At 60.7% G+C, this 24,094-nt stretch carries 20 protein-coding genes; 17 read left to right on the top strand and 3 right to left on the bottom strand.

The genetic code is table 11. From position 1 onward, the window contains the following. Positions 1-101: 101 nt before the first annotated feature. The 9 genes from DOU54_RS16055 (at position 102) to DOU54_RS16095 (ending at position 9,809) form a co-directional block, all read left to right on the top strand. Entirely contained in the window at positions 102-1,010 is a 909-nt protein-coding gene (locus tag DOU54_RS16055; protein WP_113731624.1) for a dihydrodipicolinate synthase family protein, read from the top strand. After that, entirely contained in the window at positions 1,007-2,173 is a 1,167-nt protein-coding gene (locus tag DOU54_RS16060) for a mandelate racemase/muconate lactonizing enzyme family protein (RefSeq protein ID WP_113731625.1), read from the top strand. Before DOU54_RS16055 ends, DOU54_RS16060 begins: the two co-directional genes overlap by 4 nt. A 24-nt stretch (positions 2,174-2,197) precedes the next feature. Continuing rightward, positions 2,198-3,469 (top strand): ABC transporter substrate-binding protein, encoded by a 1,272-nt coding sequence (locus tag DOU54_RS16065; protein ID WP_113731626.1) that lies wholly within the window; start codon positions 2,198-2,200, stop codon positions 3,467-3,469. Between the two features lie 66 nt (positions 3,470-3,535). After that, the gene (locus DOU54_RS16070; RefSeq protein WP_060942173.1) at positions 3,536-4,462 is read left to right on the top strand and encodes a carbohydrate ABC transporter permease; all 927 of its coding nucleotides are present in this window, start codon (positions 3,536-3,538) and stop codon (positions 4,460-4,462) included. Between the two features lie 10 nt (positions 4,463-4,472). Beyond that, positions 4,473-5,303 (top strand): carbohydrate ABC transporter permease, encoded by an 831-nt coding sequence (locus tag DOU54_RS16075; protein WP_004438176.1) that lies wholly within the window; start codon positions 4,473-4,475, stop codon positions 5,301-5,303. Between the two features lie 2 nt (positions 5,304-5,305). Continuing rightward, the gene (locus DOU54_RS16080; RefSeq protein WP_113731627.1) at positions 5,306-6,388 is read left to right on the top strand and encodes an ABC transporter ATP-binding protein; all 1,083 of its coding nucleotides are present in this window, start codon (positions 5,306-5,308) and stop codon (positions 6,386-6,388) included. After that, positions 6,385-7,365 (top strand): NAD-dependent epimerase/dehydratase family protein, encoded by a 981-nt coding sequence (locus DOU54_RS16085; protein WP_113731628.1) that lies wholly within the window; start codon positions 6,385-6,387, stop codon positions 7,363-7,365. The genes DOU54_RS16080 and DOU54_RS16085 overlap by 4 nt, the downstream gene beginning before the upstream one ends. Continuing rightward, positions 7,293-9,044 carry an SMP-30/gluconolactonase/LRE family protein gene (locus DOU54_RS16090; RefSeq protein WP_193603377.1) on the top strand — a complete coding sequence of 584 codons (1,752 nt, stop codon included), beginning with the start codon at positions 7,293-7,295 and terminating at the stop codon, positions 9,042-9,044. Before DOU54_RS16085 ends, DOU54_RS16090 begins: the two co-directional genes overlap by 73 nt. Positions 9,045-9,047: 3 nt before the next feature. After that, the gene (locus tag DOU54_RS16095; RefSeq protein ID WP_004438185.1) at positions 9,048-9,809 is read left to right on the top strand and encodes an SDR family NAD(P)-dependent oxidoreductase; all 762 of its coding nucleotides are present in this window, start codon (positions 9,048-9,050) and stop codon (positions 9,807-9,809) included. A 93-nt stretch (positions 9,810-9,902) separates the two neighbouring features. Here the strand turns inward: DOU54_RS16095 and DOU54_RS16100 are convergent, their stop codons facing one another. Beyond that, positions 9,903-11,129 carry an MFS transporter gene (locus tag DOU54_RS16100; protein ID WP_006698679.1) on the bottom strand — a complete coding sequence of 409 codons (1,227 nt, stop codon included), beginning with the start codon at positions 11,127-11,129 and terminating at the stop codon, positions 9,903-9,905. Between the two features lie 120 nt (positions 11,130-11,249). Here DOU54_RS16100 and DOU54_RS16105 point away from each other — a divergent pair, with 120 nt between their 5' ends. Continuing rightward, entirely contained in the window at positions 11,250-11,843 is a 594-nt protein-coding gene (locus tag DOU54_RS16105; RefSeq protein ID WP_004438189.1) for a TetR/AcrR family transcriptional regulator, read from the top strand. A 38-nt stretch (positions 11,844-11,881) separates the two neighbouring features. On the opposite strand, the gene DOU54_RS16110 is transcribed toward DOU54_RS16105, so the two are convergent. Next, positions 11,882-13,990: a sensor histidine kinase gene (locus DOU54_RS16110; RefSeq protein ID WP_072493635.1), complete on the bottom strand. Its 2,109-nt coding sequence runs from the start codon at positions 13,988-13,990 to the stop codon at positions 11,882-11,884. Continuing rightward, positions 13,987-14,727 (bottom strand): response regulator transcription factor, encoded by a 741-nt coding sequence (locus DOU54_RS16115; RefSeq protein ID WP_004438193.1) that lies wholly within the window; start codon positions 14,725-14,727, stop codon positions 13,987-13,989. The genes DOU54_RS16110 and DOU54_RS16115 overlap by 4 nt, the downstream gene beginning before the upstream one ends. Positions 14,728-14,936: 209 nt before the next feature. Here DOU54_RS16115 and DOU54_RS16120 point away from each other — a divergent pair, with 209 nt between their 5' ends. From DOU54_RS16120 to DOU54_RS16150, 7 genes are all read left to right on the top strand, one after another. Further along, positions 14,937-15,965, top strand: a complete 1,029-nt coding sequence (locus DOU54_RS16120; protein ID WP_486816614.1) for an ABC transporter substrate-binding protein — start codon at positions 14,937-14,939, stop codon at positions 15,963-15,965. A 114-nt stretch (positions 15,966-16,079) separates the two neighbouring features. Next, entirely contained in the window at positions 16,080-17,105 is a 1,026-nt protein-coding gene (locus DOU54_RS16125) for an ABC transporter substrate-binding protein (RefSeq protein WP_003503939.1), read from the top strand. 85 nt (positions 17,106-17,190) lie between these two features. Then, the gene (locus DOU54_RS16130) at positions 17,191-19,422 is read left to right on the top strand and encodes an ABC transporter permease (RefSeq protein WP_112636654.1); all 2,232 of its coding nucleotides are present in this window, start codon (positions 17,191-17,193) and stop codon (positions 19,420-19,422) included. Then, positions 19,419-20,480: an ABC transporter ATP-binding protein gene (locus DOU54_RS16135; RefSeq protein ID WP_006698674.1), complete on the top strand. Its 1,062-nt coding sequence runs from the start codon at positions 19,419-19,421 to the stop codon at positions 20,478-20,480. The genes DOU54_RS16130 and DOU54_RS16135 overlap by 4 nt, the downstream gene beginning before the upstream one ends. Positions 20,481-20,786: 306 nt before the next feature. Next, complete coding sequence (locus DOU54_RS16140; RefSeq protein ID WP_113731629.1) at positions 20,787-21,824, top strand: NAD(P)-dependent alcohol dehydrogenase; 1,038 nt, start codon at positions 20,787-20,789, stop codon at positions 21,822-21,824. A gap of 374 nt (positions 21,825-22,198) precedes the next feature. Beyond that, positions 22,199-23,083, top strand: coding sequence for an AraC family transcriptional regulator (locus tag DOU54_RS16145; RefSeq protein WP_004438205.1), 885 nt, complete (start codon positions 22,199-22,201; stop codon positions 23,081-23,083). Positions 23,084-23,180: 97 nt separating this feature from the next. Continuing rightward, entirely contained in the window at positions 23,181-24,092 is a 912-nt protein-coding gene (locus DOU54_RS16150) for an ABC transporter substrate-binding protein (protein ID WP_080823249.1), read from the top strand. Positions 24,093-24,094: the final 2 nt, after the last annotated feature.

Below are 24,094 nucleotides of genomic sequence, written 5' to 3' on the forward strand. Positions count from 1 at the left end.
CGTTCATTTCATCTGGGGGCTTGTCATAGGGCTCAAGTCTATGTAGTGTCAATTAGTGAATTCAAGGTATCAAGATATGATACTTATTTGGGAGGAGTAAGATGGTGGCTGGCCTGAAGGGAATTTTGCCCGTTTTGCCAACGCCTTTTCTGGCGGATGGCGGTATTGACCAAGCGGGTATGGAGCGACTGGTGATCTTCGCGCTCGAAAAAGGCGTGGATGGTGTGGTGTTCCCGGGTTTTGCCAGTGAGGTTGAAACTTTGGATGCTGCAGAGCGTGCGTCGCTGCTGAAGATCGTTGTTGATGCTGTTGCTGGCCGGGTGCCGGTCGTGGCGGGCGCGAGCGCGGCAGACTGGAGAGACGTGGTTGAACATGGCCGCGCCGCATCTGATCTCGGTATTCGCCACCTGATGGTTCAGCCGCCAAAATCGGTCGGGACGGATGCGCCGGCGCTGATCGAGTTTCTGGGTAAGGTTGTCGAGGCGCTGCCCGGTGTCGAAATCATCCTGCAGAACGCGCCTGCGCCGCGCGGGTCTGATCTGTCGCCGGAGGCGATTGTCGAGATCGTCCGGTCTCTGCTGCAGGTCACCTACGTCAAGGAAGAAACGCTGCCGGCCGGTCCCGCCATCAGCCATATCATCGCCCATGCGCCCTCAACATTGAAGGGTATCATCGGCGGCGGCGGCGCCCGTTACATTCTGGATGAATATGCGCGTGGCGCGACCGCTGCCATGCCGGCGCTGGAGATCGTCGAGGAACACGTGGCAATAGATCGCGCTCTCCGCGCAGGCCGTCAGGATGAGGCCCGGAAAATCTATGTCCGCACTCTTCCGCTTCTGGTTCTGCAGGCGGTTTATCGCATGCGGCTGACCAAGTACGTGCTGGCCCGCCGTGGGGTGATCGAGGGTCTCGGTGTCCGCGCGCCCACCCCGGAACTCGACAAGGCGGCGATTGCCGATATCGACGCCAACCTCGTCGAGCTCGGCCTTGTCGCCCCGGAGGCCGCATGAACAGCCCCGTTGCAACAATCGAAGTCTTCACGCTGACCCAGCCACGCAAGGTTCCCTATCTCGGAGCGCTGCGGGAAGGTGAAGTGGTCAATCCCAATGGATACATCGTCAGAAAGGGCAACCGCACGGTCTATCCAACCTTCGACCGCAGCGTGCTTCTGCGAATGACGACGGAAGCCGGCACCGTCGGCTGGGGTGAGACCTATGGCATCGTTGCGCCCGGTGCGGTGGCGGCTCTCATCAACGACCTGCTGGCCGGTTTCGTGATCGGCCGCGATGCATCCGATCCATCGGCGATCTACGACGATCTTTACGATATGATGCGCGTGCGCGGTTATACCGGTGGCTTTTACGTGGATGCGCTTGCTGCAATCGATATCGCTCTCTGGGATATTGCCGGACAGGAAGCCGGAAAATCCATTCGAGACCTGCTGGGTGGCGGCGTGGACAATTTTTCGGCCTATGTTTCCGGCCTGCCGGAGAAGACGCTGAAGGCGCGCGGAGAGCTGGCGAAATACTGGCAGGATCGTGGCTTCGACGCCTTTAAATTCGCCACGCCCGTTGCCGATGATGGGCCGGCGGCGGAACTTGCCAATCTCCGGCAGGTGCTCGGCCCGCGGGCGAAGATCGCCGCCGATATGCACTGGAACCAGACACCGGAGCGGGCGCTGGAACTCATCGCAGAAATGCAGCCATTCGATCCATGGTTCGCCGAGGCGCCCGTCTGGACGGAGGACATTGCCGGGCTGGAAAAGGTTTCGAAGAATACCGACGTCCCGATCGCGGTGGGCGAGGAATGGCGCACCCATTGGGATATGCGCGCCCGCATCGAACGCTGCCGTATCGCGATCGTGCAGCCGGAAATGGGCCATAAGGGTATCACCAATTTCATCCGTATCGGCGCTCTCGCAGCCGAACACGGCATCGACGTCATACCGCACGCTACCATTGGCGCCGGCATATTCCTTGCCGCCAGCCTGCAGGCATCATCGACGTTGCCGACGCTGAAGGGGCACGAATTCCAGCATTCGATCTTCGAGCCGAACCGCCGCCTGCTGGAGGGCGACATGGATTGCCGCGAAGGCAGGTATCACCTGCCGTCGGGGCCGGGACTGGGCGTAAGACCGTCGGAGGCGGCGCTCGCCCTTATTGAACGTATCTGATTTGGTTCTTTGGAGGAGGAAACCATGACCAAAAGAATGAAGAAGCTGGCGCTGGGTACGGCGACCGCCGTTTTGATGACGATGAGCGCCGTTGCCCCTGCCATGGCCGATACCGTCCTGAAATTCATTTCCTGGCAAACGGATGACGCGGGAACGGGTGAATGGTGGCTTTCCGCAATCGCCGCCTTCGAGAAGCAGCATCCCGGGGTGAAGATCGAGTTCACCAAGGCGGAACGCAGCTCCTACGCGGATACGATGACCACGCTTTTCGCTGCCAACCAGCCGCCGCAGATCGTGCATCTCGCATCCTTCGAGTTCCAGATGTTCGCCGACAGCGGCTGGCTGGAGCCGCTCGACCCGTGGCTTAAGAAGGACGGCATCGACATGACCGGCTGGGCCGGTCAGCAGAAATGCGAATGGAACGGTGAGACCGTGTGTATCATGACGAACTACTTCGGCTTCGTCATGGCTTATAACAAGAAGATCCTGGATGAGGCGGGCGTCGCGGTTCCGAAGACCTATGACGACTTTCTGGCGGCCGCAAAAGCCACCACCAAGGATTTGAACGGTGACGGTATCATCGACCAGTTCGGGACCGGCCACGAGACCAAGGGCGGTCCCGGGCAATATCTGACGGAGATGCTGAACTACATCCTCGACGCCGGCGCCTACTGGACCGACAAGGACGGCAATATCACCATCGATACGCCGCAGATGGTGGAGGGTCTTTCACGCTGGAAAACCGTCATGAAGAGCGGGATCAGCCCGGTCGACATGAGCGCCAGCGACGTGCGCAAGCTTTTTGCCGATGGCAAGATGGCGATGCGTCTCGACGGGCCTTGGCTTTACGGCACCACCGAGAAGGGTTCAGCCAAGGCTGACATCGTTTACGCGGCACCGCCGCTTCATCCGCCGCTGGGTGGATCGTCCAACGTGCTCGCCATGCCGGCCGATATTCCCGACGACCAGAAGGCGCTCGTCTGGGATTTCATCAAGCTGACGATGTCGCCGGAGTTCCAGCGCAGCTATGCCACCCTTGGCGGCAACACCCCGCCAAGCCCCAAGGCCGACGTGTCGGGTGTCGAAAAGACCATCCCGCATTTTCCGGTACTGATCGAGACGATGAAGGCCGCATCCGAGGCGGGTATCGACCGCATTCCGACCGGGCTTGAGCTCTTCTACAATGAATTCAGCAAGATGGTGATGGAAGAAAGCCAGCGGATGATCATTCAGGACCTCGATCCCGCGGAGGTGGCAAAGACCATGCAGGCGAAGGCCGAGGCCATCAAGGGCTGATCCCGTTTTGCCATGGCCCGCCTGGCGGGCCGTGGTTACCATCCGCATCCGGCAGGAGGACCATCCATGACCGCACCCGTTCGGGCCGGGCGCCGCAAGTTCTTTGATCTTGCGCGTCCCAGCCGGCAACATCTCCTCGGCTATATTCTGATCGCACCCGCGGTCCTGATGGTTGCCGCCATCATCGTCTGGCCGCTTGTGCTGGCCATCGACCTGTCTTTCCAGCAGGTCAAGATACCGCGGCTCGGTGGCGCAAGCCGGCCGTTTTCACTCAGCAATTACACCTGGCTTTTCTCATCGCCGGAATTCTGGCTCGCCTGCTGGGTGACGCTGAAGCTGGTTGTCGTCGTCACCGCGGGCAGCGTGGCCGTTGGCCTCAGCACGGCGCTTCTGGCCAATAACCGCTTCAAGGGCCGAACCGTTGCGCGGCTGGGAATGGCGCTGCCCTGGGCAGTGCCGGAAATCATCGCGGTCGTCATCTTCGCATGGATGTTCGATACGTCCTTCGGGCTGTTCGGATGGCTGGCGATAAAGCTCGGTTTCACCGACCAGATGATCCCGTGGGTGAGCAGTTCGACAGCCGCCTTCTGGGCTGTCGCTATCACCATGGTCTGGAAGGGTTTTCCTTTCGTGTCGATCATGTGCCTCGCTGGTCTGCAATCCATTCCCGCCGATTATTACGCGGCCGCCAAGGTGGATGGCGCGAGCGTCTGGCAGCGTTTCCGCTGGATCACCATGCCGCTTTTGATGCCGGTGCTGGGCGTGACGCTGGTGCTGACGCTTCTGTGGGTGTTCCGCGACTTTTCCATCATCAAGGTTCTGACCGGTGGCGGACCGCTGAGGTCGACCCAGACCCTGTCGATCATGACCTATGACCAGGCCTTCCAGTATCACAATTTCGGCCGCGCCGCCGCCGTCGGCGTGCTGACACTGGTGATCTGTATCGTCGCGAGCCTTCTGATGCTCGGCCGGCGTTCGAAATCGATCTATTGAGGAGGCTTTGATGAAACGGACATTTTTACAGAGCCTTGCCCTTTACGCGACTGTCATCTTCACGCTGGTGATGATCCTGTTCCCGGTCTACTGGCTTCTGGTCACGGCGCTCTCCACCACCGATGAACTGTACCGCCTGCCGCCGACCTTCTGGCCGGATGATGCGCAATGGGACATTTTCGCCAGGGTCTGGGCGGCGAAGCCGATCCTGCTATGGCTGTGGAACTCGATGCTTGCGGCCGTCGGCTCGGTGGCGCTGTCGATGCTCGTCTCCGTCAGCGCCGGTTATGCGCTGTCGCGTTATTCCATGCGGGGCGGCGCGACCATGGGTCTCTTCGTCCTGACAGCGAAGATGCTTCCTGCAACGCTGCTCGTCATTCCGCTGTTTTCGATCTTTTCCAGCTTCGGTCTGATCGGTAGCCTCTGGACACTGGTGCTGGCGCATTCGACCATGATCATTCCTTTCGCCACATGGATGCTGAAAGGCTATTTCGACACCATTCCGAAGGAACTGGAGCAGGCCGCGATGGTCGACGGTTGCTCGCCGATCGGTGCAATGGTCCGGGTCGTTCTTCCGATCGCCACACCCGGTCTTGCTGCCACGGCACTTTATGCATTCGTGCTCAGCTGGGCGGATTACGCCTATGCCCGCACCTTCCTCGTCAACTCGCCGGACAACTGGACGGCCAATCTCGGCATCACCACGATGCAGGGCGAATACGTCACCTACTGGAACGACATTTCCGCCGCATCCGTGTTCATCGCGCTGCCGATCATCGCAATCTATCTGTTTCTGGAACGTTATTTGGTCGGCGGACTCACCGCTGGCGCGGAGAAATAAGCATGGCCAATATTTCCATTCGCAATGTCAGCAAGTCCTATGGCGCCCTCAACGTGCTCAGGCCCTTTTCGCTCGAGATCGAAAACGGCGAGTTCGTGGTGCTGGTCGGGCCTTCCGGCTGCGGCAAGTCGACGATGCTGAAAATCCTTGCGGGCCTTGAACCGGCAAGCGAAGGGCAGATCTTCATCGGCGAAAACGAAGTCACGGATCTGGCGCCGGGTGACCGCGACATCGCCATGGTGTTTCAGAATTACGCGCTTTATCCGCACCTGACGGTCCGGCAGAACATCGGCTTCGGCCTGAAGATGCGCGGCACGGACAAGACGGAGATTGATCGCCGGGTGGATGACGCGGCGCGCATTCTCGAGGTAACGCCCTATCTCGATCGCAAACCGAAGGATCTTTCGGGCGGACAGCGGCAGCGCGTGGCGCTCGGCCGAGCCATCGTGCGTCAGCCGCAGGCCTTTCTGATGGACGAACCGCTGTCCAACCTCGATGCCAAGCTGCGCGTCCACATGCGTGCCGAAATCGGCGCCCTGCACAAGCGTATCGGTGTCACCACCGTTTATGTGACGCATGACCAGGTGGAAGCCATGACCATGGCGGACCGGGTGGTTATCATGCAGGGCGGCATTATCCAGCAGATCGCGGCGCCCGATGAGCTTTTCAACAATCCGGCCAACCTCTTTGTCGCCGGTTTTATCGGATCGCCCGGCATGAATTTCCTCAACGCGGAACTGCGTGACGGCGCGCTGACTGTTTTCGGCCAGAGGGTAAACCTGCCGGCGGCATCTGCCAGGCAGGGTAGCGTGATCGTGGGCTTGCGGCCAGAGCATCTCGTTCTGGGCGATGGGCCGGTGACCTTCAGCGTTCGTCCGACGCTGGTGGAAAGTCTGGGATCGGAAAAATACGTCTATTTCGATGCGGAAGGCGCAAGGGTCGCAGATGGCGAGGAGGGCAGATCCAAGGGGCTGATCGCCCGCGTCTCGCATAGCGGCAACCTTCGGGCTGACGAAGCGCTTCAGCTCGGCTTTGATCCGGCACAGCTTTATCTCTTCGACGCAAAGACCGGAGCACGGCTATGATCCTCGTCACCGGATCGGCAGGCCGTGTGGGTCGTGCTGTCGCCGCTGCCTTGCGCATGGACGCTCGGGCGGTCCGCGGCTTTGACCTTCGTCCGTCGGGTACGGGTGGTGAGGAGGTCGTCGGATCGCTGGAGGACGGGCAGGCGCTGTCCAAAGCCATGGAAGGTGTGAGCGCCGTTCTGCATCTCGGGGCCTTTATGTCATGGGCGCCGGAGGGCCGGGACCGCATGTTTGCGGTCAATGTCGAAGGCACGCGCCGTCTTCTGGATGCGGCCGCAGCCGCAGGCGTGCAGCGGTTCGTCTTCGCCTCTTCAGGAGAAGTCTATCCGGAAAATCGCCCCGAATTCCTGCCGGTCACCGAGGATCATCCGCTTCGGCCCAATTCACCCTATGGGCTGACCAAGCTTCTGGGCGAGGAACTGGTTCGCTTTCACCAGCGGACTGGCAGCATGGAAACCGTGATCCTGCGCTTTTCTCATACGCAGGATGCGGCTGAGCTGCTGGATGAAGACAGCTTCTTCTCCGGCCCGCGTTTTTTCCTGCGGCCGCGCATTCGACAGCAGCGGAATTTCGGGAACGTTGCGATTGCCGAACTGCTACAGTCCCGGGATATCGGCGAAGCGTCGCATATATTGGCGCGCAATGAAAACGGCCGGCCATACCGCATGCACATAACCGATACACGCGATATGGTGGCGGGGATCCTGCTCGCCCTCGATCACCCTGACGCGGCGGGCTGCATCTTCAATCTCGGCGCGGATGAGCCGCCCGATTTCGCCGAGCTTCTGCCGAAAATGGCCGCGGTGACCGGCCTCCCCATCGTGACTGTCGATTTTCCCGGCGACGGCGTTTATTACCATACGTCCAACGAGCGGATCAAAAACACCCTGGGGTTTGAGGCACTATGGACGATGGACCGGATGCTGGAAGAGGCGGCCGCCGCAAGGCGGCAGCGTCTCGCGAAGGAGACGCGATGAAACCCGAGACACCGGGCGGCACCGCTGCGCTGGCGAAGGGGTTGACCCTGCTCGACATGGTGGCCGATGCGCCGGAGCCGCCGCGTTTTGCAGAACTGTTGCGCGCCTCCGGCCTGCCCAAGCCGACTTTTGCCCGTATCCTGCGCACCCTCATAGCCTATGGGCTCGTCCGTCAGGATGAGGCGCGTGGAACCTATGTTCTGGGCCAGCGCTTTCTCGAAATGTCCCACAAAGTATGGGAGAGCTTCGATCTGGTATCGGCCGCGACACCCGAACTCGAGAGGTTGGCTGCCGAACTGGGCGAGACCGTAGCGCTCTGCCGGCTGGACGGTATCATGACGCAATATCTCGCGGAACGTTCTCCAAACGGTCTCTCCGTGCGGGTGGAAGTGGGACGCCGGGTTCCTTTGCATTGTACCGCGCCGGGCAAGGCGCTGCTTGCCTTTCAGGACCCTGCTGTCGGCCGTTCCCTGCTCGATCGGCTGACGCTCGATGCGCAGACGCCGCGGACGATTACCACGCTCGATTCACTTCAGGCCGATCTGACGCTGACGCGGGCGAGGGGTTACTCGATCTCCTATGAGGAGCACCTGCCAGGGGTGAATTCCGTTGCTGCACCCGTCATGGGCCGTGACAATACGCCGATGGGTGTGCTTGTCGCGCTCGGGCCGTCGTCGCGGCTCGATGCGTCCAACATTCATCCTGCCGGGCGTGAACTGATTGCCGCTGCACGCCGGATTACCGGCGCCGCCGGGGCTGTCGCCATCAGCTCGCGGCCACGACCGCGTTCGGCAACAGGACGCCCCAGCGCCGAACTCAGCTGCATTCTTCCCTGGGGCGCGCAGCTTGGGGAAAGCCCGGTCTGGCATGAAGGCGAAAACGCGCTCTACTGGGTGGATATTCTGCACCCCGCCGTCCATCGTTTCGATCCCGCCACCGGCCGTAACGAAACCTGCGAGACAGGTAAGCTGGTCAGTGCCGTCATTCCAGTCTCCGGAGGGCGATTGCTGGTGGCGTCGCAGGATGGCGTCGAATGGCTGGACTTCACTTCGGGCCGGCTGACACCCTTCGTCAGCCCGGAGGCTGGCATTGGCGATAACCGCTTGAACGATGCCAAATGCGGGCCGGACGGTGCCATCTGGGTCGGGTCGATGCGCATCGATGCCTCCAAGCCCACCGGCGCGCTTTATCGGATCAATGCCGATGGGGCATTCGAACGCAAGGAAGGCGGCATCGTCGTCTCCAACGGTCTCGGCTGGAGCCCCGATGGCAGGACCTTCTATTTCGTCGATACGGTGCCCGGCCTTATCCATGCCTATGATTGTGATCCGACGACCGGCGCCCTGTCGCAGCGCCGCGAATTTGCCCGTATTCCCGTGGCCGACGGCCGTCCGGACGGCCTCGCCGTGGATGCGGAAGGCGGGGTGTGGTGTGCGATCTGGGACGGCTGGTGCGTGCGCCGCTATCTTCCGAACGGCAAGCTGGATCAGGTGATCGAGATGCCGGTGCCGCGCCCGTCGAGTGTGGCCTTCGGCGGGCCGGACCTGTCGACGCTCTTCATCACCAGTGCCCGCACGCGCCTGCCGGCATCCACGCTCGCCGACGCCCCGCTGTCTGGTGGCCTGTTCTCCTGCCGCCCCGGAATTGCCGGCGCGCGCATTTCACTGTTCGAAGGATAAATTATGCGTCTTGAAAGCGTCTTTGGTTTGAAAGGCCGCACGGCGCTCGTCACCGGTTCCAGCCGCGGCATAGGGGCAGCCATAGCGGAAGGGCTGGCGGGGGCCGGCGCGCATGTCATCCTGCATGGCGTGAAGCCGGGTGCGACAACCGCCGTGCGGCAACGCATCGCGGACGGCGGTGGCTTGGCCCAAGAGCTGGCGGGTGATCTCTCCGAACCGGGCGCCGGGCGCGATCTTGTCGAGCGCGCCGAGACGGTCGCACCGGTTGATATTCTCGTCATCAATGCGAGCGCCCAGATCAATGCGGTACTGTCGGAGCTGAAGCCCGATGATCTGGCGTTTCAGCTGGCTGTCAATCTCGGGTCGACAGTGGACATGCTGCAGACGATCCTGCCGCGCATGGCGTCGCGAAAATGGGGAAGGGTGGTTTCCATCGGCTCGGTCAACCAGTTGCGGCCGAAGGGCATCGTCACCGCCTATGCCGCCACCAAGGCTGCGCAGCATAATCTGATCCAGAGTCAGGCGCGCGACTATGCGAAGGACAATGTTCTCCTCAACACTCTAGCGCCCGGTCTGGTCGATACGGATCGCAATGCCCATCGCCGGGACGAAGACCCCGAAGGCTGGGCTGAATATGTCCGGACCCTGAACTGGATGGGACGAGCCGGTCAGCCGGAGGAAATGGTGGGCGCCGCCATCTTCCTGTCTTCGCAGGCCTGCAGCTTTATGACCGGCGAGAGTATTTTCCTGACGGGCGGTTATTGACTTCTCCGCATATCCTGCGCGGAGAAGCGTTTTTGAAGCGTCTACTCATGAGAAGCGGTGCGGTCCGTTCGTTTCAGTGTCCGCCAGCCCGGATCATTCGGCGGGCTGCGCTGCCGGAGACCCACCCGGATGCCTTCGCTCCGCCGAGAGGCTGCGCTGACCAAGCCCAATGATCGTCACCGTTGAAAGGCTTGCGGCGACCGACACCCAGAAGCCATTGTCCGGGCCGAAATTGTCGATCACCCATCCCGAGACGAAAGCGCCCAGCGCCATGCCGATACCGATACCGGTCATGACCCAGGTCACGCCTTCCGTCAGCATCGATTCCGGCACCCGGCGTTCAATCAGGCCGAAAGCGGTGATGAAAATGGGAGAGATTGCCACACCGCTGAGGAACACGGCAAAGGCAAGCAGGGCGACACTGGATGCCGCGACGAGGAGCGGCAGCGCCGTCAGGGCAAGAACGCTGACAGCGATCAGCAATTGCCGGTGCAGCGGCGTTTTCGGGTTGAGCGCACCAAGAAGCAGGCCGACGACGAAAGAGCCAATGGCATAGACGCCGATGACGAGGCTGGCTGCTTCCGGCTGGCCGAGTTCCTTGGTGATGGCGACGGCGCTCACCTCGGCGGTGGCGAAAGTCGAGCCGACGAAGATCAGCGCGACCGTGATGATCTGTACCGGACGCAGCCATATTGCAGAACGCTGCCGACGGCCGCCCTCGACCGGACGCACTTTGGGTTCTGTGGATCGCTGCAGAAGAAAGGCAAATGTTCCGACCGCCAGAAATGCCGTGCTGATCATCATGCCCGCTTCTGGAAAAAGCGAAACCGCAAGCCCGACGGAAAGCGATGCACCCGCGATGTAGACAAGTTCGTCAGCCGCGGATTCGAAGGCAAAGGCCGTATTCAGTTCCGGCCGGTCCCGAAAGAGTTCCGTCCAGCGGGCCCGCATCATGGCGGGGATGCTTGGCATGGCGGCGGCGAGGAAAGCGGAAAGAAACAGCGTCCACGCCGGCCATCGCTGATTGGTGGCGATGATCAACGCCGCAAAGGCGAGGACGGATAGAATGGTCGCGGGGATGAGAACGCTGCTTTGGCCCCGGCGGTCCACCAGCCGCGAGATTTGCGGCGCGACGGCGGCATTGGTCAGCGCGAAGGTTGCCGATACGGCGCCTGCCAGCCAATATTCGCCATGCGTTTGCGACAACATGGCCACGATGCCGATCGGTGCCATGGCGATGGGGAGGCGGGCAAAGAAACCTGCAGCTGAAAAGCCTTTGGCGCCTGGAACCCGGAAAATTTCTCTGTATGGATTAGACATCGGATGCACCTTGTTTAGGGAGTATCCACCACACACATACGTGGCGTATGTGAATGAAATAATTGCATACGCGGCGTATGTCAACTAATATACGCGACGTATGTGGATGCTGGAGCAAAAATGCGCAAACCTCGCAGTGAAATGATTGCTGAAACGCGGGCAAAGCTGCTGGCTGCCGGACGCAGGGCGTTTGGCAGTATTGGTTATGCTGAGGCCTCCATGGATGATTTTACCGCCGAGGCAGGGTTGACCCGTGGTGCGCTCTATCATCATTTCGGGGACAAAAAGGGTTTGTTGCTGGCGGTGGTGGCCGAGATCGACGCGGAGATGACAAAAAGGCTTTGCGAGATTTCTTCGAGAGCCTCGACGCGTTGGGAAGGGTTTGTCGAGGAGAATGTCGGCTATGTCCGTATGGCGCTTGAACCGGAAATCCAGAGGATCATGTTTCGCGATGGACCGGCCGTCCTTGGCGATCCATCCCGCTGGCCAAATGCCAATGGCTGTATTTCCGCTGTTTCGCGCAGTCTCGATGCGCTCAAGCAGGAGGGAACGATCGCCGATATCGATTCCGAGGCGTGTGCCCGTTTCATCAATGCGGCAAGCAGCAGCGCAGCCCAGTGGATTGCCAATTCTGACGATCCGGAAACAACGTCGGAACGGGCCGTGAGGAGTTTCCGGACCTTTCTGGATGGATTGCGCATCAGCAAGGGCTGATCCCCGGGCGCCAGTGCCCGACACCCGATCCTGCAATGTTATCTCGCCTGCCCGGCATGAATCGGGAAAAGCAGCTGCACCCTTGCGCCCTCACCGGGCTTTGAATGGATGTGGGCTTCGCCACCGCTCTGGCGCACGAAACCATAGACCATGGCAAGTCCCAGGCCTGCGCCTCCATGGTCCCCCCGGGTGGTGAAATAGGGTTCGAAGGCCTTGTCCACGGCCTCCGGCGTCATGCCGATGCCCTCGTCCGAGACGGTTATCGCCAGAGTATCCTTCTCGCAGGCCGCCTCGATTGAAATCAGGCCGCCCTCCGGCATGGCGGCCGCGGCGTTGAGGCAGAGATTGAGGATGGATTGCTCGAAGAGGGCGGGGTCGAGCGGGATGGCGGGAAGATCATCATCGAGATCGAGTGCAATACGGCATTTGGGGCCAACCGCGATCTCGAGAATATCGGCCATGCCGCGCAGTAGATTGGCCACGTTAATGCAGCTTGGATGGATGGGCTGCTGGCTGCCGATGGTCAGCATGCTGCTGGCCAGGGAGCGGCCGCGATCAGCTGCCTTGCGAATGCGGGCAATATGCCGGTTCTGGCGGTCATTGAAACCGGCCTCTCGCTCCAGAAGGCCGAGGCTGCCGGTGATGATGCCGATCATGTTGCCCACCTCGTGGCTGACCTGGTGGGTCATGCGCATGATGCCGTCCAGCCGCTGGGCCTTGACTGCTTCCGCCTCCTGCCGGTCTAGCGCGGTCACATCGCGGGCAAGCAGCACGATGCCGCCATCCGGCTGGCGCGACATCGATATTTCTATAACCCGCTGGTCGGCGGTTCGATGCCGCACCACGGCGCGCTCCAGCAGCTTCCCATGCCCACCATCGAAGGGCAGCAGCGTCGAATCGATTTCGGGAATGGGCTCGACGAACCGGCGGATCGGCAGCTTTCGGGACGAGCCGGAGCGCCCGACAAGTTCGATGATGCGGCGGTTCATGGTGATAGGCCGCCCGGCCGGATCGAACAGCGCTATTCCCTCATTCATGTTGCGGAATGTGGAGCGAATGGTGCGGGCTGCGGCTTCGGCCGTACGCCTGAGGCGAGAGACGCGGTCGACGCTGTCGTGGAAGGCGCGAAACGCGTCGAGCAGGCGGATGAGCTCCGTCTCGGGACCCGTATAGGAGGGCGGCCCGACATCCGTTTCCCCCTTGGCGAGGGCATTCATGCCGTTGGAGAGCGTCACGATCCCGCGCGAGACACGCATCACCGACCGGATCGAAAAGATCGCCACGATGAGAACCAACAGCGAGGCAACGGCGACAATGATCAGCAGCCGGTTGAGAGCATCGGAGGTGGAGATAAGGTCTTCGTTCAGACTGCGCGCGACCGCGTCGCCCTGCGTTTCGGTCACATGCGAAAGATCGCGCGAGACGGTGTGAAGGCGCGAGACCGAGGCGCGGATCGCAAACATCTCCAGAAGGTAACGGCTCTGGGCCTCGAAAACCCGCTCATAGGGCTGAAGCTCGGCGATGGGCAGGCGCTCGCCCGGATAACCCTGCTGACGCGCCGTTGTTTCCGCCACATAGCGGCGGCGCAGTTCGCCAAGCTGAAAAAGACTGTCGGACGCGGACGCGGCCTGTACGATGCCGTTCATCCGCCGGCGCAGCTCCGGATCGAGGATACCCTGACCGGTGGCGATTTCGCCAAGCGCGGCTGCCGCCTCCGCCTTGTGGCCCTGCGCGGCATCGGCATCCTTAGCGAGATCGAGTGTCTGCGCTCGGATACGCTGCAGCAGTTCAACGATACGCTCACTCGCAAAGCCGCGTGCTGCCCGCTCGCCGCTGCCCGGCTCTGTCATCTGCAGAAGCAGATCGACCTGCTGGACAACGGAGCGGCTTTCGCTGGAAACGCGATAGGGCGAGGCGGCATTCATCAGGAAAGGTGCACTGGAGACGAGATCGGAGACCTGCCGCGAGACCAGCGAGGCCTTGGCGAGACTGGAGAAGGCCTGCAATCCATAGGCCGCCATTTCATCGCGGGCGCGCTGCAATCCGTAAATCGCGATGGCGGACAGGCTGAAGACGAGGACGCAGGTAAAGACGATCGCAAAGGGCAGGCGAAAGGCGATGGAGGAAAGGAAGGAGCGGCTGATCACGGGTAGGGCTCGCCCTCATCGGTGTGGAGCACGTAACCCTTGCCGCGCCGGGTCTTGATATGGCGCGGCAGATCGGGGTTTATCTCGATCTTGCGCCTCAGCCGCAGCACCAGCACGTCGACGTTTCTGTCGATATAACGGTCGCTCTCCGAACCCAGCCTGTCGAGAATCTGGGAACGGCTGACGGGCTGGTTGGGCGTCTCGGCAAGAATTTCCAGAAGCGCGAATTCGGCGCTCGTCAGTGTCCGGCTGCGGTCCGCGAGGCAGACAGCGCGGCGTGCATCAAGATCAATCGCCCAGTCCCCAAGCCGCAGCGCCGCGCGCCCGTGGTCACGCTCGCTGTCCTTCTCCTGTTTTAGCGAGGGAATTGTCCGGCGCAGGACGGCCTTGATCCGCGCCGTGAGCTCGATTGGTTCGAAGGGTTTGACCACGTAGTCGTCGGCGGCGGTTTCCAAGCCGAGCACCCGGTCGGCGGCACTTCCGGCGGCGGTAACCATGACGATGCCGATGTCGATCTGGCTGCGCAGCCGCTGGGCGAAGGTGCGCCCGGACGTGCCAGGCAGATTGTGATCGACGAGGACGAGCTGCATCCTGTCCTTTGCCAATATCTCGTCGGCCTCCTCTGCGGAGCGCGCACAGGTGGGCAGCCAGCCCTCGGCCTCGACGAGATCCGAGATAAGCTCGGCCATATCCGGATCGTCCTCGACGATCAGAATGCGAACCTTCTGATTAAGCACTGCAACTTCCTCCCGCCACCATCATAGGCATGGTGGCGGCTATCTTCAAAGGCTCGCTGGTTATCTCTCCTGTCATAATTGTAATATCTGTAATCTTGTTCGGCAGTGCGGTGAAAGATTGGTAACCATTCTTCGATTGCGGTGCGGACAGGATGTGACATGCTGTTGATGGAGACTGGAACGGGGAGGTTCCAGGCAGGGAGGCTTAATTGAAAGCATTGACCGCACTTGCGGCGAGCATGGTCCTTTGGCTGTGCGGCGCAGAGTATGGCATGGCCGAACCGAAGTTGAACGTCCTGTGCGGCGTCGATGAGGCCTGGTGCGTGACCATGCAGCGGGCATTCGAAGCCAAGACCGGACTTGAAATTTCGATGGTTCGCAAAAGCACCGGCGAAATTCTCGACCAGATTCGCGCCGAGCGATCCCATCCGACAGTCGACGTGTGGTGGGGCGGCACCGGCGATACACATTTGCAGGCAGGTTCCGAAGACCTGCTGGACGAATATCGGCCCGCCAATCAACAGGATCTGTTGCCCTGGGCGCAGAACTTCAATGCGATGTCCGGGTCGAAATCGGCTGGAATTTATGCTGGCGCGCTTGGTTTTGCCTATAATTCGGAACTGCTTGCCAAAAACAGCTTACCCGCTCCCACCTGCTGGAAGGATTTGGCCAAGGACGTCTATCGCGGCCATATCCTGACCGGCAATCCGAACTATTCCGGCACGGCCTTCACCATGCTCGCCACGCTGGTGCAGCTGTTCGGCGAGGAAGAAGCCTTTGGTTTCATGACGAAGCTGAACCTCAATGTCGTGGGTTATACCAAGGTCGGTTCGGCACCCGTCAAGGCGGCGGCGCGGGGTGAGGTTCTTATCGGGATTTCCTTCATGCATGATGCCGTGACCCAGAAGATCGAGGGTTTCCCGCTGGTCATCGTCGCGCCCTGCGAGGGCACCGGCTACGAGATCGGGGCGGTCAGCATTGTCAAGGGCAACCACAATACGGCGCTTGCGCAGACCTTCGTGGAATTTGCGCTGAGCCCTGAAGGACAGGAAACCGGCGCCATCGCCGGCCAGAACCAGGTGCCGTCCAACGCCCGGGCGACATTGCCGCTGACGGCACCTGATATATCGATGATCAAGATGGTGGATTACGACTTTGCCACCTTCGGCCAGCCGGAAGAGCGAAGTCGATTATTGAGCCGCTTCGACAGCGAGATTCACCCGAGCCAGACCCAGTAGGGCCAAATACCAAAAACCCCGAAACGACAGCACGCGCGCCACAAGGTGCCGCGACCGGCAGCGCCATGTCTGCGCGCGCCCCGAAATTCAGACGCAAGCTACAGGAGGATAACCATGCGACTGACGATACTTTCCACTCTGCTTTTTGCCGGTACGGCACTGAGCGCCGTTTCCGCGCAGGCGGCCGGCGAACTGAACCTGATCTGCTCGGCCGATGTCGTCATCTGCGAACAGATGAAGGGCGATTTTGAAAAATCTCATGACATCAAGGTCAATATGGTGCGCCTGTCTTCGGGCGAGACCTATGCCAAGGTGCGCGCGGAAGCCCGCAACCCGAAAACCGATATCTGGTGGGCCGGCACGGGCGACCCGCACATGCAGGCAGCCTCGGAAAACCTGACGCTCGAATACAAGTCGCCGATGCTGGACCAGTTGCAGGACTGGGCGGTCAAGCAGGCGGAGAGCACGGGTTACCGGACTGTCGGCGTTTATGCCGGTGCCCTGGGCTGGGGTTACAACACCGAGATATTCAAGTCCAAGGGTTACAAGGAGCCAAAGTGCTGGGCCGACCTTCTGGCGCCGGAACTCAAGGGCGAAATCCAGATCGCCAATCCGAACTCTTCGGGTACCGCCTATACCGCGCTTGCCTCACTTGTGCAGATCATGGGCGAGGATCAGGCCATCGATTACCTGAAGAAGCTCAACGCCAATATCTCGCAATATACCAAGTCCGGCTCCGCACCGGTCAAGGCGGCGGCGCGCGGCGAGACGGCGCTCGGCATCGTCTTCATGCATGATGCGGTGGCCCAGACTGCGGAAGGTTTCCCGGTCAAGTCAATCGCTCCGTGCGAGGGCACGGGTTACGAGATCGGCTCCATGTCGATCATCAAGGGCGCCCGCAACCTCGACAATGCCAAGACCTGGTACGACTGGGCGCTGAAGCCGGAGGTCCAGTCGCGCATGAAGGACGCCAAGTCCTTCCAGCTGCCGTCCAACAAAACGGCGGAAGTGCCGAAAGAGGCACCGAAGTTCGAGGACATCAAGCTCATCGACTACGACTTCAAGACCTATGGCGATCCTGCCAAGCGCAAGGCGCTGCTGGAACGCTGGGATCGCGAAGTTGGTGCGGTCGCCAACTGATCTGAACTCCGGCGATCGGCATCCCGGCTTTTGAAGCCGGGGTGTCCGCCACTCTTTCATCGGCATGAAACAAGCGAGGTCGGCCATGACACGTGGCAATCGCAGGCTGGACATCGTCCTGGCGTTCGGGGCTTTCGCCCTCATTCTTCTTCCCTGGTATCGCATCGAAGGCGGCTTTTACAGCTTCCGCTGGCTGTCCGGGTTTTTCTCCTCCGCCAGCAATGCGCCAGGTGTGTTGCAGATACTGTCTTATGGAAAACCATGGCTGGTCGGCATTGTCATTTTCTTCCTTGCCGCATGCCTTGTCCGGCCGATCCGTGATCCGATGCGCCGGGGCGGTTTGCTTGCATTCATTGGCGCTGCTGGTCTCGTCTTCCTCGCCTTGCAAGGGCTGGCCATCGGCTTTACCGGCTGGGCCTGGACAATCAGCGAAAATCTCTTCGGCATGCTCGCCGATGGCCAGCCGTCCATGGGGGCGGGGGCCGTCGTCATGTCGTTCGTCTTCGTGCTTCTTTTTGCCTTCGGGCTTGCCGAACGTGGTGTCATGAAGGGCGATGCCTTTGTCGTCGGCGCCATTTCCGTTCTGGTTTTCCTCGTTACGGTTTTTGTCTTCTATCCGATCGGGAGTATGCTGGTTGCGTCCGTTCAGGATTTCGACGGCTCCTTTAATGCCGATGGATTCATTCGCAATATCAAGGATCCCGGCATATGGAGCCTTGGCTGCGTCGTGGGTGAGGAGCGCTGCGGTGTTGCCTGGCGCACGCTCTTCCTCGCGCTGATGACCGCCTTCGGTTCGACCGTGCTCGGCCTTGGCTTTGCCCTGATCGCCACCCGTACGCGCTTTCCCTTCAAGAAGGGACTGCGGCTCCTGACGGTGCTGCCAATCATAACGCCGCCTTTCGTTATCGGTCTTGCCCTGACGCTGCTCTTCGGCCGCGCCGGCGTCGTCACCGAATGGCTTTCCTATCTCTTCGGCATTGAGCCGGGTCGCTGGCTTTATGGCATGACCGGCATCTGGATCGCGCAGGTTCTTTCGTTCACGCCCATCTCGTTTCTGGTGCTGATCGGTGTAGTCGAAGGGGTGAGCCCCTCCATGGAAGAAGCCTCTCAGACGCTGCGCGCCGACCGCTGGCGCACTTTCTGGCGGGTTTCGCTGCCGCTGATGAAGCCCGGTCTCGCCAATGCCTTTCTCATCGGCTTCATCGAAAGCATGGCGGATTTCGGCAACCCGCTGGTGCTTGGCGGCACACACGGCGTCCTGTCGACGGAAATCTTCTTTGCTGTCGTTGGTTCGCAGAACGATCCGTCGCGCGCCGCGGTCCTGGCGATCATCCTGCTGTGTTTCACGCTTTCGGCCTTCCTTGCCCAACGCTTCTGGCTGGCAGGCAAGAATTTCGCCACGGTGACGGGAAAGGGCGACAGCGGCGCGCATATCGCGCTTCCGCGTGGCCTGTCCATCGGCGTTCATGCCGTTGTCGTGCCGTGGATGGTCTTCACAATCGTCGTTTATGGCATGATCCTTGTGGGCGGTTTCGTGAAGACCTGGGGTCTCGACAATTCCCTCACCTTCGACCATTACCTCCGCGCATTTTCCGTGAGTTTCTCCAACGGCTCCATCGCGTGGACCGGCGTTGCCTGGAACTCGTTCTGGACGACCATGAAGATCGCGCTGATTTCCGCTCCGCTCACCGCCGCAGTCGGTCTCCTGACGGCCTATATCATCGTGCGGCAGAAATTTGCCGGGCGGAACCTGTTTGAATTTGCGCTGATGATGAGCTTTGCCATTCCCGGCACGGTCATAGGCGTCAGCTACATCATGGCCTTCAACCTGCCGCCGGTGGAAATGACCGGCTCGGCGCTGATCCTGATCGCCTGCTTTGTGTTCCGTAACATGCCGGTCGGTGTGCGCGGCGGCATTGCGGCGATGAGCCAGCTGGACAAGAGCCTCGACGAGGCCTCGCTGACGCTGCGGGCCAACAGTTTCCGCACCATTCGCAAGGTCATCCTGCCGCTCCTGAGGCCCGCGATCACGGCCGCACTGGTCTATTCCTTCGTGCGCGCCATCACCTCGATCAGCGCCGTCATCTTCCTCGTCAGCGCCGAATACAACATGGCGACGTCCTACATCGTCGGCCTCGTCGAAAACGGCGAATATGGGGTTGCGATTGCCTATTCCTCTATGCTGATCGTGGTGATGATCACCGTCATTGCCGGCTTCCAGTTCCTCGTTGGCGAGCGTCGGCTGCGGCGCGAAAACCGCGTCGCTGGCCTACCATCCGCTTCCCCCGTTCCTCTTGCCCAGGAGAAAACCGCATGATTTCCGTTAAGCCCGGCTCCGTTACCTTCAAGAATGTCCGCAAGACCTTCGGTGCTTTCACCGCCATACCGGACCTGTCGCTCACCATCGAACCAGGCACGCTGGTAACTCTGCTCGGCCCATCCGGCTGCGGCAAGACGACGACGTTGCGCATGCTGGCGGGCCTCGAACACCCGACGTCCGGCCGCATTCTCATCGGCGATCAGGATGTCACGATGCTGCCAGCCAACGAGCGCGATGTCTCGATGGTCTTCCAGTCGTATGCGCTGTTCCCGCACATGACGGCGCTCGACAATGTTGCCTATGGCCTGCAATCCTCCGGGCTACGCAAGGCGGAAGCGCGGGAAAAGGCGGAAGAGGGGCTGAAGCTTGTCGGCCTTGCCGGCATGGGGCATCGCCTGCCTGCCGAACTTTCCGGTGGGCAGCAGCAGCGTGTCGCGGTTGCCCGTGCTCTGGTGCTGGAGCCGCAGGTGCTGCTGCTGGACGAACCTCTTTCGAACCTCGATGCCCGCCTTCGCCGCCGGGTCCGCACCGAAATCCGTGAATTGCAGCAAAGACTTGGCTTCACTGCGGTTTACGTGACGCATGATCAGGATGAGGCGCTCGCCGTCTCCGACCGCATCATCGTGATGAAGGATGGAGAGATCGCCCAGTCTGGCGCCCCGCGCGAGCTGTATGAGGCTCCAGCCTCCGCCTTCATTGCCGATTTCATGGGTGAGGCGAATGTCGTGGGCTGCGAAGTGATAAGGCTGGATGGACCGGACGCAATGGTCCGCGTTGGGGGCATCGATTATCGGCTTTCCGCAGGCAACGCCAGGCTGGGGCCGGCGAAGCTTGCGGTTCGCCCGGGCTCGATTTCAATCGGTCAGCCCGGCGGGCAGGGGGTTGCCGGGCGGGTGCTGCACTGCGCGTATCTGGGCGGCCACGTGGAATACGAGGTGGAAACCGAGATCGGCACGCTTTTCATCATCGATCATATGGCGGAAACCGGCCTGCCGCCGGCAAGCGACGTCACACTCGGCTTCAGGAACCGCGGGATCGCTTTGATCCAGGCCTGATCCCCAAGCAAGCCAGATGCGGATCCGGCCCGCTTCTGGCTGTCGACGCGCGGTCAGCACGCGGCATTCCAGATCGCCGCCGTGCCGGGCGAATAGCTCCGGCAGACGAATCAGTCCTCATGTCCGGCTCCGGAAAGGACACGACATCGCGCCAGTGATGAGAAATTGCAGGCTCCTCGATACAGTTTTTCCTGTGTGAAGAAAAACCGGTTGTTCCGGCGGATTTCTGTTTACTTTTGCCGAGGTTGCGCGCCATCACGCTGACTGAATTCGCTGCCAGGCGTATCGTAAACCATGGAGGATGAGATGAAGGCACTGGTGCTGGAAGAAAAAGGGAAGCTCGCGCTCAGGGACTTTGACATTCCCGGTAAACTCGGACCGAAGGATGTGCGTATCCGCACCCACACGGTCGGCATTTGCGGCTCCGACGTCCATTATTATACACATGGCAAAATCGGACATTTCGTCGTCAACGCCCCAATGGTGCTCGGGCACGAAGCCTCTGGAACGGTGATCGAAACCGGCGCCGAGGTAACGCATTTCAAGGCTGGCGACCGTGTTTGCATGGAGCCGGGTATTCCCGACGCAACGTCGCGCGCGTCGAAGCTCGGCATCTACAATGTGGATCCGGCCGTCCGTTTCTGGGCGACGCCCCCTGTGCATGGTTGCCTGACGCCGGAGGTCATTCATCCCGCTGCTTTCACGTACAAGCTGCCGGACAATGTGTCCTTTGCGGAAGGCGCCATGGTGGAGCCCTTTGCCATCGGCATGCAGGCGGCGCTGCGTGCCCGCATCCAGCCGGGCGATGTCGCCGTGGTAACAGGCGCCGGTCCGATCGGCATGATGGTGGCGCTTGCCGCGCTCGCGGGCGGCTGCGCGAAAGTCGTCGTCGCCGATCTTGCCCAGCCCAAGCTCGATATCATCGCCTCTTACGATGGCATCGAGACCGTCAATATCCGCGAGCGCAACCTCGCTGAAGCGATCGCTGAGGCGACGGACGGCTGGGGCTGCGATATCGTCTTTGAATGCTCGGGCGCCGCCCCCGCCATTCTTGGCGTTGCCGCCCTCGCACGACCGGGCGGCGCAATCGTGCTCGTCGGTATGCCGGTCGATCCGGTTCCGGTCGATATTGTCGGCCTTCAGGCCAAGGAACTTCGGGTCGAAACGGTTTTCCGCTACGCCAATGTCTATGATCGCGCCGTAGCGCTCATCGCATCCGGCAAGGTCGATCTGAAGCCGCTGATTTCTGCGACCATTCCCTTCGAAGACAGTATTGCCGGTTTCGACCGTGCGGTGGAAGCGCGGGAAACGGACGTCAAACTGCAGATAGTGATGCCGCAATAAGTGCCAGACATTCGCTCGCTGATGCATAAGCGGTGAAAGGTGCGCGGAAAAGTATAAGTAGGGCCTGCCTGTGGTAGGCAGGCCCTACTCCAAAAATTCATCACAGATCGCCTCCTGATGAGAATTGTTTGGGCGCATCACGGCAAATTGAGCAAAAAAAACAGGCTCTCCGCAACGTTGACTGTCAATCACGTTGAGGCACTATTCAATTTCTGGCAAAAAACAGTCAAAAAAGTATCGGTAATTTCTTCGGCGTGATGTGGATGTTTAGCCGCGGCCCGCCCTATGCTCCTCATCAACGCCTGGGACGAGCCATAAAGAGGAATGGCTTCGCTTCGCAAATGCGGCGGACGTGACTGATGGGAGGAACCATGATGCAGCCCGATCTGGAACTGGTGCACATCCGCAAGGGCGAATCTTTCGCTGCCTGGCGGCATGGCTATCCATTCCGTACCGTGCGCTGGCATTATCATCCCGAATATGAAATTCATCTGGTCGTCGCGACGTCAGGCACCTTCTATATCGGTGATTTCGTCGGCCGTTTCGGCCCCGGTCAGCTCATCATGACCGGCCCCAATCTCCCCCAGAACTGGATCAGCGAGATCGAGCCGGACGAAATCGTGCCGACGCGTTCCCTCGTGATCCAGTTTCCGGAGAGTTTTATCGAGGATGCCTGCGCCTCCATGTCCGAGATGGAAGTGGTGCGCGGCCTGCTGGACCGCAGCCGTCGCGGTATTCTCTTTGACGACGAGACGAGCGATCGGGTCCGCCCGCTGATCCTTCGGCTTATCGAGGCGCAGGGCCTGACGCGTCTGGCACTTTTCTGGGAAATTCTCGATCTCTTGGTCAATGCGCCGACATCCGAGGTGCTGGCAAGCCTCAGCTACGAACTGGATCTGACCGGGATTGGCGACAGCGGCATCAATCGCGCCCTCTCTCATCTGCGCGAGCATCTGACCGAACAGGTGGAGGAAATCGATCTCGCCGACATGGTGGGCCAGAGCCCGAGCGCCTTCTCCCGGGCCTTCAAGCGCCATACCGGCACGACGCTGGTGCGCTATCGCAATCAGTTAAGGATCGATCTTGCCTGCCAGATGTTGCTGGCGGATCAGGATGTGAAGGTGGCCGAGGTCTGCTACGATGTTGGCTTTTCCAATCTTTCCAATTTCAACCGGCATTTCCTGAAACTCAAGGGAATGTCACCGTCGAGGTTCCGAACCATTTTTGCGGCCCAGAAGGCAGCTGTTATGGCGGAGTAAACCAGCGACACATCGCCGATTTTTACCAATTCGGGCAGAGGTCTGTCCGGAAACGGGCACTTGTTGCCCCAACTTTCCTAATGGGAGGAAGAGTGAGATGAAAATGAAATCCAAGTTTCTGATGGCGACAGCCGCAATTGCAATGATGGCCGCTCCGGCGCTGGCGCAGGAAAAGCTGAAGATCGGCATGACCTTCCAGGAGCTGAACAACCCCTATTTCGTGTCGATGCAGGAAGCGCTGAAGGAAGCTGCGGCAAGCATCGGCGCTGACGTTGTCGTGACCGATGCCGGCCACGATGTGGCAAAGCAGATTTCCGACGTTGAAGACATGCTTCAGCAGAAGATCGACATCCTGCTTCTCAACCCAACCGACAGCGCCGGCATCGAAGCCGCCGTGCACGCTGCCAAGGCTGCCGGCGCAATCGTCGTTGCGGTTGACGCCAACGCCAATGGCCCGGTCGATACCTTCGTCGGCTCGAAGAACCGTGACGCGGGCTACAAGTCGTGCAAGCATCTCGGTGACGCGCTCGGCGGCAAGGGTGAAGTCGCGATCCTCGACGGTATCCCGGTCGTGCCGATCCTTCAGCGCGTCGAAGGTTGCAAGGCCGCACTCGCCGAATTCCCCGAGATCAAGCTGGTCGATACACAGAACGGCCGTCAGGACCGCTCCGTCGCTCTGGGCGTCGTTGAAAACATGATCCAGTCGCGTCCGAACCTCGCCGGCATCTTTTCGGTGAATGATGGCGGTGCGATGGGCGCTCTGGCTGCTATTCAGGGTTCCGGTAAGGACATCAAGCTGACCTCGGTCGACGGTGCTCCGGAAGCTGTGAAGGCGATTTCTGAGGGTGGTCCTTTCATCGAAACCACCGCGCAGTTCCCGCGTGACCAGGTGCGTGTCGGCCTCGCCATGGCGCTCGCCCAGAAGTGGGGCGCTCGCGTCGTGCCGAAGGAAGTCCCGATCGACGTTATGGTCGTCGACAGCAAGAACGCCGGCGAGTTCAGCTGGTAAGA

The organism is Agrobacterium sp. MS2 (genome assembly GCF_003261015.1).
GTDB classification, from domain to species: Bacteria; Pseudomonadota; Alphaproteobacteria; order Rhizobiales; family Rhizobiaceae; genus Agrobacterium; species Agrobacterium pusense.